Annotated in this window: 12 protein-coding genes; 3 read left to right on the forward strand and 9 right to left on the reverse strand. The window is 37.7% G+C overall.

The window, feature by feature from the left end; translation table 11 throughout:
- The 9 genes from FEE95_RS12705 to FEE95_RS12745 form a co-directional block, all read right to left on the reverse strand.
- A complete protein-coding gene (locus FEE95_RS12705; RefSeq protein WP_138658319.1) occupies positions 1-2,349 on the reverse strand; it encodes a penicillin acylase family protein in 2,349 nt (782 codons plus the stop codon).
- Positions 2,350-2,413: 64 nt separating this feature from the next.
- Positions 2,414-2,827 (reverse strand): DUF3052 family protein, encoded by a 414-nt coding sequence (locus tag FEE95_RS12710; RefSeq protein ID WP_138658320.1) that lies wholly within the window; start codon positions 2,825-2,827, stop codon positions 2,414-2,416.
- Between the two features lie 47 nt (positions 2,828-2,874).
- Positions 2,875-3,474 carry a hypothetical protein gene (locus tag FEE95_RS12715; RefSeq protein WP_138658321.1) on the reverse strand — a complete coding sequence of 200 codons (600 nt, stop codon included), beginning with the start codon at positions 3,472-3,474 and terminating at the stop codon, positions 2,875-2,877.
- A gap of 4 nt (positions 3,475-3,478) precedes the next feature.
- On the reverse strand, positions 3,479-3,967 hold the full coding sequence (locus tag FEE95_RS12720; protein WP_138658322.1) for an RNA polymerase sigma factor: 489 nt from the start codon (positions 3,965-3,967) through the stop codon (positions 3,479-3,481).
- 90 nt (positions 3,968-4,057) lie between these two features.
- A complete protein-coding gene (locus tag FEE95_RS12725; RefSeq protein WP_138658323.1) occupies positions 4,058-4,324 on the reverse strand; it encodes a hypothetical protein in 267 nt (88 codons plus the stop codon).
- A gap of 18 nt (positions 4,325-4,342) precedes the next feature.
- Complete coding sequence (locus FEE95_RS12730; RefSeq protein WP_138658324.1) at positions 4,343-5,359, reverse strand: M4 family metallopeptidase; 1,017 nt, start codon at positions 5,357-5,359, stop codon at positions 4,343-4,345.
- Between the two features lie 92 nt (positions 5,360-5,451).
- Positions 5,452-6,540, reverse strand: a complete 1,089-nt coding sequence (locus FEE95_RS12735) for an amidohydrolase family protein (RefSeq protein WP_138658325.1) — start codon at positions 6,538-6,540, stop codon at positions 5,452-5,454.
- A 13-nt stretch (positions 6,541-6,553) separates the two neighbouring features.
- On the reverse strand, positions 6,554-7,165 hold the full coding sequence (locus FEE95_RS12740; protein ID WP_138658326.1) for a nucleotidyltransferase family protein: 612 nt from the start codon (positions 7,163-7,165) through the stop codon (positions 6,554-6,556).
- Between the two features lie 10 nt (positions 7,166-7,175).
- Entirely contained in the window at positions 7,176-9,353 is a 2,178-nt protein-coding gene (locus tag FEE95_RS12745) for a DUF5916 domain-containing protein (protein ID WP_138658327.1), read from the reverse strand.
- A gap of 135 nt (positions 9,354-9,488) precedes the next feature.
- Here FEE95_RS12745 and FEE95_RS12750 point away from each other — a divergent pair, with 135 nt between their 5' ends.
- The 3 genes from FEE95_RS12750 to FEE95_RS12755 all read left to right on the forward strand — a co-directional run bounded on the left by FEE95_RS12750 (position 9,489) and on the right by FEE95_RS12755 (position 13,910).
- Positions 9,489-10,580 (forward strand): vWA domain-containing protein, encoded by a 1,092-nt coding sequence (locus tag FEE95_RS12750; RefSeq protein WP_138658328.1) that lies wholly within the window; start codon positions 9,489-9,491, stop codon positions 10,578-10,580.
- A 201-nt stretch (positions 10,581-10,781) separates the two neighbouring features.
- A complete protein-coding gene (locus tag FEE95_RS22140; protein WP_171037040.1) occupies positions 10,782-10,949 on the forward strand; it encodes a hypothetical protein in 168 nt (55 codons plus the stop codon).
- 189 nt (positions 10,950-11,138) lie between these two features.
- Complete coding sequence (locus FEE95_RS12755; protein WP_138658329.1) at positions 11,139-13,910, forward strand: carboxypeptidase-like regulatory domain-containing protein; 2,772 nt, start codon at positions 11,139-11,141, stop codon at positions 13,908-13,910.
- Position 13,911 lies beyond the last annotated feature (1 nt).

The raw sequence follows: 13,911 nt of genomic DNA on the forward strand, positions 1-13,911 counted from the left end.
TTATTTATCCTCTGGCACCAGCATTATTCTAGATTCAGTTACTTTCATAATTTTTTCTTTGGAATAATAGGCTGGAAAATAGGCGTTCTTGGACCACATTTCATGAAGGTTACCATAGTACTTGCTCTCCGGATTGCCCGACTGCCCTGGTGAATTTATCATCAAGGTTTTATCCCAATCACTTAAATCGGCGATGAATTTAAAGCTCCCGCCACTTACTTGATTATCATTATTTCCGGTTGAATTGGGTGTAAAACTATTTCCACCCCGAGGGAAAGTACCTAGATCTATTTTGGCCTGCAAACTATCATTTACAAAAGCTGATAAGGCATTTTTCATTGTCGAATGTTTAAAATTTGCCTGTCCATATTTCCATTTGGCCATATCACCACCCAGCTTCTTTTCTAGAGCATTAATGGTACTTGCCAAAGTATTTTGAAGGAACTCCTCTTTATTCAATTTCTCAAAACTGGGGCCGAAAGTCTGACCATCCATTTCCAACCAAGAAATAATTTTTTCTAATTGAAGGGATATCAAACCGTTCACTTCCTCAGGAATAAAAGCATTTTCCGCTTCTTGACGAATAATACGTTCCCACATGGCATAGATACCTGCTTCGACTGAATTTCCATCCAAAATATAATCCCATTTCAAAAGCCTGTTTTTTATCTCCTCCCCCTTTTCAGATGGTATTTTGATATTTTGGAGCATGGGGACTATAGTCCGTGCGGGAATGGAAAGATAATCTGATTGTAGCTCTTCCATATCCTTCATGGTAAAGCTTTTTTCTTGAGATAATACTGCGTCTATTCGCTTTCCTCGGTAGGAATCTGCCCAAATGTAATTCAAGGTCTTTTGATGCTTATAGTCAGCTGATGTAACGTTTTGATTCGCCGTTGCCAAATAGCCTTTTTCTGGATTGTAACTATTTGGGCGTTCACTAATCGGTAAATACCCCTCCCAATCGTAACTACCATCCCCGGGAACTGGAACCAAACCACTATGGGACTTACGTATGGGAGTAATGCCTACAGCTTGCCATCCTATATTTCCTTTTTTATCTGCCCAAACCATATTCTCCGCGGGAATGTTGCTATAGGTACAGGCTTCTTTGAATTCTTCCCAAGTTTGCGATTGGTCCATCCGCAGGGAAGCCAAATAAGGGGCTCCCCCTTTTTCCAACCAAGCGCATTTTACGGCGTAGGCTTTATGATTTACAGAATCGATATAGGTAACCGGACCATGAATCGAATAGCGTAGCGTGGTTTTCACGGTTTCTTGTCCTTTAATCTGAATTTCATCTTGAATTTCTTTCATAGAAACCCATTCATCTTTGTATTTATACTCCGATAGGTTTTGGGGGTTTAAATCATATACGTATAAATCCTCTCCATCGGTTCTGAAAATCGTCAATCCCCATGCACCATATTCGTTGTGACCAATGGAAATACCCGGAATTTCAGGCTCTCCCCCTCCTATTACATTCCAACCTGGTGCTACTAAATGCACCATATATCTTAGCGATGGCAAAGCAACTCTTCGGTGCGGGTCATTTGCCAATAGTGGATAACCGCTTTCTGTTTTTGATCCGGTTACTGCCCAATTATTACTACCATCGTCTAAATAGTCCTTGTCAATATCTTGCTCTTCGAAAACAACACCACTTGCATAGGCTTTGTGTAAGGCCAAAATATCTTCGGAAAGTACACTTGCATCAATTTTTGGGTCAAGGGAAATGTTTGGTTCATTCGGATGGAACCACATGAGTTCTTTTACTTTCGCTTCACCTATTTTAGCTACTGCCATTCCATATTGCAATTCACGATTTACATTCCCTTTTAGGCCTTGGTGTCTTGAAATCACAACATCAGGTGTCCATTTTTTTGGAAGGATATCTAAAATTCTAAATTCTATGGGAAGATTGTCAGGTGTCTTTAGCATCTCCTCGATATAGGCATTCACACCATCAGTATAGGCATTGATGATTTCGGAACCTTCGGGATGATAGTGATTCAACTCTTCTTCTAAATTGCCACGAAATTGAAATAAACGTGTTCCTATATCCCTTTTCAATTCATCGGGACCTAGAATCTCCGCTACGGTTCCTGTTGCTTGCCTACGCCAAATTTCGAACTGAAAAAGCCGGTCTTTAGCGGCTGCATAACCCTGTGCAAAGAAAAGGTCTTTTTGATTTTTAGCGTAGATATGATTAACACCCCATTGGTCTCGTAAAATTTCAACAGGTTCAGAAAGGCCAACAATAGAAATTTGATTTTCTTTTTGAGATAACTTACAAGCAGATACGAGTAGAAGTAGTAGGCAGAGCCTACAAAATTTCAGAAGGGGCATAGAAAATGGTTAACCAGTTGGATTCTAAAAATACGAAATTTTAAGAATCCCTAAAAAAGTTAACCTACTTTCTGTCCTTTATCCGATACATAAACTTTAATCCACTCCAATCTTTATCAACGGCGCAAACTTTGACATCTACTAATCCGTTTTTCAAAAGATACTCCCGAATATAATCACGATTTAAGTCTGTTTCGATTTTTGAACTGCCCTTAGGCCAACTTACCCAAAACATTCCCGTCATCTTTAGGGCTGGCTTCAACTTTATGGATTGTTTTTCAAAATCCGCTTTTTTCTTGCAGAACAAATGAATAAAATCAACCGATTCTTTTGGTGGATGCGTTACATAATTAACTTCAGGCATATCTTCGAAAAGTAAAATATAATGAGAAGGTTCATTTACTAGAAGTGTGGTATATCCCTCTTTAATTCCTAGCTTCCTTGCCAAAGGAGTAGTCGAATAGCCTGAAGAATTCATGATAAAATCGTTTTCTCCAAGTTAGTAAATTTTAAAGGGGTAGCGAGCTATTCTAGTTCCTTTAATATATTTTCAGCAGATCTTGTAATACGATTATAACTACGATAACCCCAATAAGAACAGAAAACTACAAAGAAAACGGCAAAAACTATAGATAGGTTTGCCCAGATATTTCTTTCTACCCTAAAGAAATCTTTGTTTGACCATATTTTTGCAAATACTCCAGAGACCGCAAACATCAATATAAAGCTCAGAAAAATACCGAATTGTTGAAGTCTTAGAAGATTTCGTTTGGCCTTAGAATAATTAAGCAAAGTCTCTTTGTAATTCGTATTTGTAATATTCAAGTTCCGTATTTTTTTTAAGGAGTTTAAAACCAAGATTGGAAGAATGAAAAGCACTGACAATGTAAAGACTCCACATGCCTGCAAATACCAAGTATCTAATTTTTCAAAATTAACTATAATGTGAATTGCTATGCCAAAGCAAATTACGGCTCCTACTCTTTCATAATTTGAAAGTGTTCTAAACTTATTGGTGTATCGTTCTTGTGTCATACTCATAATGATTTCGCTAGTTAATTTTTTTTGCTGTTCCAATTGGTCACTCATTTCAGACCACAGCGCTTTCATTTCTTCTATTTCCATAGTCTTATTGATTTACAATTTGTTGTTTTAATTTCTGTTTGATTCTTGAAATCCGAGTCCCTACATTGCTGGGAGACAACCCGGTAATCTCCGCTATCTCCTCATATTTCTTCCCTTCCAATAGCAATAACATCAACCCTTTTTCAAGTACATTGAGTTGTTTGATATGGGCATACATTAGTCTCAATCTTTCTTCAAATTCCGAGTCGTAGTTTTCTGTCTGTTGGAGAATTACTTTGTCTATTGAAACCGGATTTCCAATTCGCTTACTTTTCCTTAGTCTTGTGAGAGCTGTATTTAGGGCGATACGGTACATCCAGGTGCTGATTTTAGACTCCGCTCGAAAGGAGCCAAACGATTTCCACAATTGGTACACAACATCCTGATACAAATCTTTCTGATCATCACGATTGTCGGTATACATCGTTGTGATTTTGAAAATCACACCTTCGTTTTCCTTAATGATGCGAATAAATTCCGCTTCTTTTTGCATGCTTGGTTACTAGGTTTATGGTATTAGTATCCCATGCCTTGAAATTATCACAAAGATTTTTGAAAATAATATGAAGAAGGATAAAAAAGACTAGTTCCCTTTGGATAGAACGGTGTCAATGAAAGTCCTGATTACTGAAGGTAGATTATGTTCATCATAGACGGACCTTATTTCCTGGCCCTCTTCAATAATTTTGACATGATAGATAAAGCCATCATGTATCTCTCCTGAAGCTTCTGGTTTTACTTTTAGGGTTTGGAACAACTCTTTTTTCTCAGAACTTTCCAAACTTATTTCGCCATTGTATTGTTTAGGGATATTGGCGAATCCACCATTTATAAAAATCTCGTACTTCATCCTCCCCTTCTTTTGAAATTATGCTACTACTTTGGACAATCCTACAGTGGAAAAGCTATTTTCTACTGCTTGCAAAGCACCATCGCATACCTTTCCTTCATTCTGTAAACCTTCGGTTACTCGTAGGATAACATCCAACATATCATTAAAATCGGCTGTCCTCCACAGCGCCTTTAAAGTTTCAAACCAAATCATGGCACAGTCATCGATTCCGATTTCTAAACAGGATAAATAAAAGGCTTTATTTGGAATTCCGGAGTTGATATGTACGCCTTGATTGTCTGCATTTCCTGAATAATAATTATCCATATGGTCGGGTTGTGAATCGAAGTCATTTGCAGTCCCTGGCGCCTTCATTGAACGAATTGCCACCCCTGGAAATTCCTCGGTCACAACAGTGTCACCTATCAACCAATCTGCTTCAGAAATATCTTGGTTTAAATATTTTTGTTTGATTATTGTTCCAAAGACATCTGAGAAATGTTCGTTCAATGCTCCAGATTGGCTTTGGTATTCCAGATTGGCCAAGAACTGTGTAATTCCGTGTGCCAATTCATGGGCTACTACATCAATTGCACTGGCAAAATCTTTGAATTCCTTGCCATCACCATCACCATAGGTCATTTCATCGCCGTCCCAGAATGCATTGTTATAGTCTTTTCCATAGTGGACATTTGAGATGATATCAAGTCCATTATCATCAATGGAATTCAATCCGAAGGTATTTTTAAAATAATCGCGTACGAAGCCTGAAGTTACATAGGCTTTATTTACAGATTCATCATCAGTGGCTTCTCCACCTTCTTGACGAACCATTTCTACTCGTTGTTGGTTACGATTTTGACAATCATAAACAAATCGGTCACCATCACCCTCAACTACCTCACGAATTAGTAAATTGTTGAGAATCCCATTTCTTTTCTGAAGAATTCTATGGGTGTCGTTTAATGTTTTTTTACAGGAAGTATTACCGAGTTTTGCTAATTCCTCCAAGATATGAGGCGGAATGATAAGACAATGATGTTTATCGCACATGATTTTAGATATAGGGTTCCCTTAAATTTCTAACCTTTTACGGCGATTCGCAAATTATATGAGTTAAGCTTTTTCTAAAAAATCTATGGTGCTTATTCTTCTGGAAATAGACTTTTATCTAAGTCCGGAATTAGTTTTAGTGCATTCTTGTAATATACCTTTTTCAGAACTTCATCGGATAAATCAAGTCCGTACATCGCCCAGAACGCATGATATTTCTTGTAGTAAGGGAAATATTCATCGTCTGACTCCAGCACCCTAAAATAGGTTGGAAATTCTTCAGGCTTCCAGCTATCTTTTCCGAAAAGTATACGGTCTTGGTACTTTTCAAAAAATACCTTGGCATTTCTCGGTTGTCTGCCCAACTCAGCGATAACTGCAGCAATACCTACATTCATATTAGGAATTTCATCTAAAAGTTCACCCAGCTTGCCTAAGTTATTGGCATACCAACCCATGTGGGCATTGATGAAATTAGTATTGGGGTGTTTCTTGAACATACGATGTTGCTCTTCAATTATCTGTTCCCACGGTGCTGGGTCGGTGGCTGAACGTTTTCTTCTTGGCCTTGTTTTTAATTCCAACCAACGTTCATTCTCTCCGTCCATAGGATCCCAGAAGGACTTTGGATCAGCCGCATGAATTAAAACGGGAACACCGAGTTCACCACACTTTGCCCATATAGCATCCAATCGGGGGTCATCAATGGCCACACGATTTCCATCTGAATCTTTATATCGAAGCCCAAGACTTTTATAGATTTTCAAGCCTTTAGCCCCAGCTTTGATGTCCTTTTCCAATTGGGCGGCCGCTTTTTCACTCCATCCCTCCTTACCTACTCCATCAAAATCAACGTTAGCAAAAACTACGAACCGATTCGGGTAGTTTTTTTGAATGCTTTCAATTTTGGCATTTAAGCTTTCTCCTGAGCCACCACTGAGATTGACCATAATACCCTCGTTCAATTTATCCATATCAGAAACTAGGCCGCTTAGAGCTGTTGCGTCCATATTTCTTTGGTGGCTATGGACATCTATAAAGGGGAATTTTGCCTTGGTGATTTCCACACCTTCAACGACCAAAGTAGATTTCGGGTTGTACTCTTCAAAGCCCATTTCCTGTGCTGAAATCGAACTAAGTACAAATAAAGAAAAAATGTGCACTAACTTTTTGATATACATCTTTTTGTGAATTTTATTTAGCCTTTTTATTTAATATTTCCTGATAGGTTTCCCAGCTATCGATATCGATTTCTTTTCCTTCAGGATTCAATGCTAAAATAGCATCTTTATGAGAAGCTATAATATCCTTAGCTCCAAAATCTTTGTTAAGTTTTTGTAGTTCCGTGAAGTACTCTTTTCCAAATATGGCTGGTACTCCCATTCGACTTTCATATTGCGTAGTTATAATTTTGGATGGATTACCTCTCCAATTACCCATCATCTTGTTTAAGTAATTGGAATCGATTAGAGGTTGATCGGCCAACATAATCAGTAATGCATCGAAAGATAATGCCTTTGATGAAAAATGTTCTATGCCAGCCGCTATAGAGCTTCCCAATCCATCTTTCCAATTATGGTTTTTAATAATTGCAATGGACTCTAGTTGCACTTCAGCCATTATCTTTTCTTCATAAGCGCCTAAAACAACAAAAATGGCATCTACCATAGAAGTCTTTGCCTGTTCAAGTGCATTTCCCAGTAAAGTAGTATCCTTCCAAGGAAGTATTTGTTTTACCTTTTCTCCCATACGGGATGATTCGCCAGCAGCAAGAACTAAAATTGCAATATTCGATTTCTCATCCATTATTAATTTATTATTTGTTAAACCAATAGGTGAACTTTAGGGTCAATGACCAATCGCGAGGCATGAATGGGTCTATAATCTGATTATTTGTATACACTAGGAAGAGGTCTGAGGCTGGAGCATAACGCCATTGAAACCGTGAGTTCAGATTAAAGTTACCCGATTGTTCATTGTATTGAAAAAGAGTCGCGAAAAAAAGTTTGTTGGTAAAGGTAATATCCACTTCGCTTCCAATGAGCCAAAATTCATTCGTATTCCAAGGGGCGGGTAACTTGATGTGATTGTAATTTAAACTAGCATTTAAGCTTAGGTAGGGCTGAAAACGATACCCTAAATCTGTTGAAATACTTGTTCTATTGCCTCCGGCAAAATAGCCCCCGAACCTGGTATCAAAACCATAAGTGAAAAGGCTTTGAGGTTTAGAGGAAAACGTTCCACCAAATGCATTCCATTGATGTTTTGTCCCTGTTTCCAATTCTTGTTTTCCTAATTGCGTAGGATCAAAGGGAAATAGAAGCTCAACATAATCATCAGAAACAAAGAATTCAAAACTACTACGGTTCCTAAAGTCCAACTGATACACCAAATAGTTCAGATTATCGGTCCGTCGAAAATTCTGCGTGAAATAGAACTGGGAATTCAATGTAGGTCCATGACTTACTATTTTTCCATTCTTTGGAAAAAACAAGTGCCCTAAATACCCATTAAAATTGACATAGCCCGTTCTAGGAACAAAACCTACTTCTGCGCTATAATCCTCGCTTACCCACTCCTCTTGAATGCGCCAACTCCATTTGCGATTTCTATACTCAAGATGCGCTGCTTGTGTAATTCCATTAGCATCATCATTTGGAGAAAAAGATTTTAGAACAAAGGCCTTTCCATTCCATAAATTATTGGAGGATGCTAGATTGTATTCAATACCAAGATTTCGATTGTATTCTGGATATATCGTCCGCAAAGAGTCGCTTTCATTCAGATAATTAAAGGATTGTTTATTAATAAGCATCAATCCAATACTAGATCTGCTGAAAACCTTTTTCTGTAGGGATAAAACACCGAAGTTTTGACTCGGCAAACCTGTTTCATCAATACTGCCAGTTTGAATGTCCATAAGTCCCACGCGCCAAGAGTCATTAATATTACCACTTATTCGCGCTCCAGCTTGAATGGGCACTCCTAATCCTATTCGTCGCGAGAAAAAAGGTCGAATAGTCGGATAACCGAAGTTGGCAAACAAATCCCCATTTTCAAGGAAGAACTGACGCCTTTCTGGAAAGAAGAGCTCGAAGCGATCCAAATTCGTTATTTGACGATCCACTTCTACCTGCGAAAAATCTGGATTTACAGTAACATCAAGATTTAATGAGGGTGTCAGGCTGAACTTTATATCGCCTCCAATTTTCGGATTATATTCGGGCTCCTCATTGTTCGCTTTGTTTTGAGTCACTTCTCCTAAAACATATGGAATGACCGAAAAGTTCAATCTCGGTTTTGGGGGAGCTTCATCCCATACCAGCGTCCCATTATAGGCCATCGAAGATGTCGGAAATTGTCTAGGAACTGGCGTCCAACTTGATTTTTCGCTGGATTTTAAATCGAGCCGACTAAAGTTAATCCCCCACTCCTTTACCCCTTCTTCATATCGAATAGATTTAAATGGGACAGCCATTTCGAAGACCCATTTTTCCTCATCGTGAGTACTGGCCGATACCCATTTACTATCCCAATTTAAATCGATATTGCTACCGTTGAACATCGTTCCATCCCATTGAGCTCCATAAGCATTGGAACCAAAAGAAAATCCAGTGGTTTGATTATTGAAAGGGTCTAAGAATAAAAGGAAGTTGTCATTTTTCCCGAAGGAAAAATCCCTTCGCAACGATTCAACAGTATATTTTGCTGAACCGCTATGATAAAAAGTGGCCAATAAATAGAAGCTTTTTTCATCATAGGCCATTCGAATTTCGGTCTGCTCATTCGCGGGGTCAGTATCCATGGGCAGAACCATATGAAAATCCTTTGCTACATCGGTATCTTTCCAAGCAGCATCATCCCCAATGCCATCTATGTTTATCGCAGAGCTTACTTTGCGAATTTCTAACCTAAAATCTTGATTCTTCTTTTGTCCATTTGCAGAAATATATAAAAGCAAAAGCAGCGTTGAAAAGACCGGCGTTTTTTTCATGAATTGATAAACTTCTTGTAAATGAAGATGGAAAACTACGAAAAACCCTTAACAATGTTTAACACTTATTTTAAAAGATCCCTATAATTTAAATGGATTTTGACCGTTCTGAGAGGTGAACCCAAAATTTAGAAAATGAAACCATTCACCAAATTAGTTATCCTGCTTTTATCTATTACTTTCTTTGTTTCCTGCGGGAATGCGGACGATGATGTCAATTTCCGACTGAATACTGGAGACGGACTAGGAAAAGGTAAAGAAGTAGATGAATGCTTGAACTTAGGCGAGAACGATCTCATACTATCCATTCAAGAACAATTCACTACCCTACCAGGTAAAGTATCCATTCTTTTTAAAGTTTCCGATAGCGATCAAAACCCTATTTCTGGACTCACGGCCGATCAGTTTACAATTTACGAACAAGGAAGAAACGATGATTGTTTCAATACGATATCCACTTCTGAGTCCTTAGCCAGAATATCACCGAATTCACAGGTTTTTAGTAATAATACTTTGTTGGTCCTGGATTTAAGTAACAGTGTATTGAGCAGTAGCTTAACTGAGCTTAAAAGCGCCAGCATAAGTTTTATTGACAATGTGATGCCAGATACCGCTCAGGAATCATTTAAAATGGCTATTTACTGGTTTGATGGGGAAAACGAATTACATCTATTAAATGATTTGACGATTTCCAAAGAAGAGTTGACAATGGCAATTAATGGAATAACCGATGATATTAGCAATGACCCTTCAACCGACTTATATGGTGCGGTAATAAAGTCAACAGATAGAGCAACTGAACTACTAAATGCCAGTACGCAAGGCGACAAAATAGGTGCAGCTTCAGTGGTACTTTTTACCGATGGTACAGATCAGGCATCTCGTTTTACAAAAGATGCTGCGCAAAAGAAGGTAGATGAAGCAGACCCGAACATTTCCTTCTTCACTATTGGACTAGGCGGTGAAATCGATACCCAGGTACTTACCGATATCGGAAAAACTTTTAGTGTATTTGCTGCAAATAAAGAAGAATTGGAAACCACCTTCAACGAAATTTCAACCCGCGTATCCGAACGAGCTAACAGTTTTTATCTATTTGAATACTGTAGTCCTAAGCGCGATGGTAGTGGTGAAAATAATCTTGCTATTCAAGTCAAGGCAGGTAGTAAGCAAGGCGCTGTACAAACGAAATTTGACGCAACAGGATTTACAGGAGGTTGCGAATAGTCTTAAAAAACAATCATTTTAAAGGAGAAACATACCGTTTCTCCTTTTTTTTTGCATTTCAACTAATTGTTACAATAAAGGGTAGGGACTTTCTGCGGATAGTTGTTTCTTTACTGAATCCCAAGTCAATGTCCTGCCTACATCCTTAGACTATGTAATGTTTAATCCGCTTGTTAGAACCAAGCCTCAAAGAACACTATCATGGATGTAATCAATTCTTTAATTCAAAATTCTTCATTAAACGGAATGCCAAAATGGTATAAGTTTATGGCGATTTCTTTATTCTCTGTAATCGTAAGCCTGCTTTTAACAATGATGACTTTATTGTTGATTTATGGGCCAAATGTAAATATTCGTTTCGGGTATTAATAAGTATATCGAAATAAGATAATCTCAAACAGCGGCTTTTCAATTGGCCGCTGTTTTTTTGTTTTGTAAATATTGATTTGTGTCTAAGTATAGATACCTTCCCTAATCGTACGGGCCACTTCCCTCATTTCACGTTTTATATAATACTATTTGGTTATAGTTTCGTTTTCATAATCAACGACCAAAAGTATGAAACGACCAATTTTCATTAATAAAGCATTCTTCACCATTCTTTTGTTTTTGACAGGAATACTGTCTCAAGCCCAATCTGGCTTTGTTTCAGGTACTATAGAAGATTCCGATGGCGTGCCTATTCCTGGTGTGAATCTAGTGATCAAGGGTCAGACTAAGGGTACTCAAACTGATTTTGATGGTAACTATCGTATCGAATGTGAGATCGGAGACGTCATTATCATCAGTTATATTGGGCAACAGACAAGGGAAGTCAAGATTACTGCGGCAATGTTCGGAGAGAAACAACATTCAACTGCTGTAAAAACCGTTGCTGTAAAAAGCATATTAGATACAACTTACCAAACTTCGGTTCAAAAACACATACCATCTTTTCTTGTAGTTCCTAATATTCAAGAAAGCTCTAAAACGCATAACGGCAAACAATATCTCAATGTCAATCGATTAAAAGAAATTTCAAAAAAAGGAAATACTGTTAAGTTGACATACTTCAAGCCGGATATTTTTTTTGAAGTTGGCATTTCCTCACAGTTAGGAATGCAATTTGTACAACAAAGCAACTTACCTGAAATTCAAAAAACATTTGCACAAGGAATTCCAGTAAACGGAACAAATACATATTTAGGTCCTGAAACCAGCACACAGTTCTCCTATGGACCTAGAATAAACGCCTTAGATTTTGATGGCGTTAGTTATCCTTTTGATACAAATGGAAGACTGGTTGCAACTGGGGGTGGTACTGGAAAAACCGGGATTATCTACGATAATAATCCTTTTCGAAATGTACTAAAAACCACAAATAACCTATTCCTTAAAGTATCTACGGACAAGCACTTTTTTGGCCTTGATTACTTGAATAATTCAGGGATGGATATTTATAATGTTGAGCAAAACAATCTTAATGAGCTGAATCTTAATTACTACAATTCACCTGCGAATGATGGTCTCCAATGGTATATGGATTTAAAACATGTTAAATCAATCGACAATCAACCCAACATCAATGGATTTCAAAACAACCTCCTTTTAAATGCTTTGGTTACCCCAATTAGCTTCGATAACGACCAAGGAACCACATTACAAGATGGAAACCAGCGTAGCTTCAGTACTTCAAGATTTAATAATCCTAAATGGTTACTAAATAGTAATCGAAATCAACTTGAGAATGATTTATGGTTGGCCGTATTACGGAATGAAATCTACATTTCAGATAGGGTTAGCATGAATAGCAAATTCGGATACACATTAAGTACAAATAACCAAGAGTTTGGATTGTTTACAAATACGGCAGGTTTCCTTGATGGCTACACAAGTGATAAAGTAATCACCAAGGACGTTTTCGATTCAACCATTAGTATTGACTGGGATGAATATTTTGGGGGAACTACACTAGAGGTATTTTCTTCAATACACTATAACAATGAAAATTTAAAATACCAATTTTCAGAAAGCCATGGATTTGATACAAATACTTTTATCAACCCAATCAATAGCAACAGCATCAATCGTGATTTGAGTCGAGCAATTTTTCGTTGGGCTACAAGAATCGACTACAGGTTTTTAGACAGAAATGCTAAGTTTTCCTTTGTCAACAACTCATTTACTTCAACAAAACAAAACAGTAAATGGTTTTTACCCACCTTTCAACTTGAGTATGAGTTTGGACGTCTTTTTTATTCAGGATTATTAGAAAGGCTTGACCTTTCATTAGGTTATGGTAATGATATCAATTACCTCAATTTGTTTTATGACAACTTGAGTCATAACAGTTTAAGAGTCAGTCCTGAAGAGAGTTTTGGCTATACGGCCAACAACGACCTTTTTGCATCAGATGCTGTGAAGTTAGAAGAAAAGAAGAGTTATGAGCTAAACCTTGACCTAGGTATGCGAATAAGCCAACAGTACTGGACACTAAACACTACGTATTATTCAAATACTACTAATGGAAGTGTCTTTCCGGTATGGGAAAACAATCAATACCAACTTCAAAACGTAGCGAATATCAAAAATTCCGGCATTGAATGGTCCCTTGAAGGAAATACCTATAATTACGACGAATTCACGTTTACACCGAAACTAATTTTTTCCTCTTACCGAACAAAAGTTCTAGACCTCCTTACCGATGACACTTCAATTCCTATTGCAGGATTTTCTTCTCTTTCAAAAAATCTTATCAAAGGGCAACGCGCAGGAGTGCTAGTAGGTAGCGTGTATGAAAGGGATGCCCAGAATACTATTATTGTTGATTCCGAAGGATTCCCTGTGATTAGTCCTATACCTGAAATAGTTGGTGACCCCACCCCCGATTTCAATTTAGGATTCTCAAGTATTTTCAAATGGAAAGGTTTTCAATTTGATTTTGTGATAGACTACCAGAAAGGTGGAGATATCTGGAACGGAACGCAAAGTGTTCTAAACTATTTCGGAACCTCTCAACAATCTGCACTAGAGCGGGAATTAGACAACTCCTTCTTTAATAGGGTCCAACGAAATGGGTCTGAAGGTATTGCCGAAGATGCCATTGTTGATGGGAGTTACGTAAACCTAAAATCAATTCATTTATCCTTTGAAAAAAAACACGAAGATTCAAAACCATTTTTTCGTCAGCTTAAAATAGGAATATATGGCACCAATCTCTTTATGATTTCAAAGTTTAAAGGGGCCACACCTTATTCAAGCCTATTTGATCAGACATCGAGTCAGGGTATTCATTTTTTTAACAACCCGACTATCAGCGAGGTGGGAATGAAAATCAATATAAAAATTTAGA

It is taken from the genome of Maribacter algarum (ex Zhang et al. 2020), from assembly GCF_005885635.1.
GTDB classification, from domain to species: domain Bacteria; phylum Bacteroidota; class Bacteroidia; order Flavobacteriales; family Flavobacteriaceae; genus Maribacter_C; species Maribacter_C algarum.

Coding starts and splice junctions, on each gene's coding strand:
- FEE95_RS12730 (WP_138658324.1), bottom strand. CDS start 5,359: ATGTGCGATAAACATCATTGTCTTATCATTCCGCCTCATATCTTGGAG.
- FEE95_RS12750 (WP_138658328.1), top strand. CDS start 9,489: ATGAAACCATTCACCAAATTAGTTATCCTGCTTTTATCTATTACTTTC.
- FEE95_RS12740 (WP_138658326.1), bottom strand. CDS start 7,165: ATGGATGAGAAATCGAATATTGCAATTTTAGTTCTTGCTGCTGGCGAA.
- FEE95_RS12715 (WP_138658321.1), bottom strand. CDS start 3,474: ATGGAAATAGAAGAAATGAAAGCGCTGTGGTCTGAAATGAGTGACCAA.
- FEE95_RS12755 (WP_138658329.1), top strand. CDS start 11,139: ATGAAACGACCAATTTTCATTAATAAAGCATTCTTCACCATTCTTTTG.
- FEE95_RS12710 (WP_138658320.1), bottom strand. CDS start 2,827: ATGAATTCTTCAGGCTATTCGACTACTCCTTTGGCAAGGAAGCTAGGA.
- FEE95_RS12720 (WP_138658322.1), bottom strand. CDS start 3,967: ATGCAAAAAGAAGCGGAATTTATTCGCATCATTAAGGAAAACGAAGGT.
- FEE95_RS12705 (WP_138658319.1), bottom strand. CDS start 2,349: ATGCCCCTTCTGAAATTTTGTAGGCTCTGCCTACTACTTCTACTCGTA.
- FEE95_RS22140 (WP_171037040.1), top strand. CDS start 10,782: ATGGATGTAATCAATTCTTTAATTCAAAATTCTTCATTAAACGGAATG.
- FEE95_RS12725 (WP_138658323.1), bottom strand. CDS start 4,324: ATGAAGTACGAGATTTTTATAAATGGTGGATTCGCCAATATCCCTAAA.
- FEE95_RS12745 (WP_138658327.1), bottom strand. CDS start 9,353: ATGAAAAAAACGCCGGTCTTTTCAACGCTGCTTTTGCTTTTATATATT.
- FEE95_RS12735 (WP_138658325.1), bottom strand. CDS start 6,540: ATGTATATCAAAAAGTTAGTGCACATTTTTTCTTTATTTGTACTTAGT.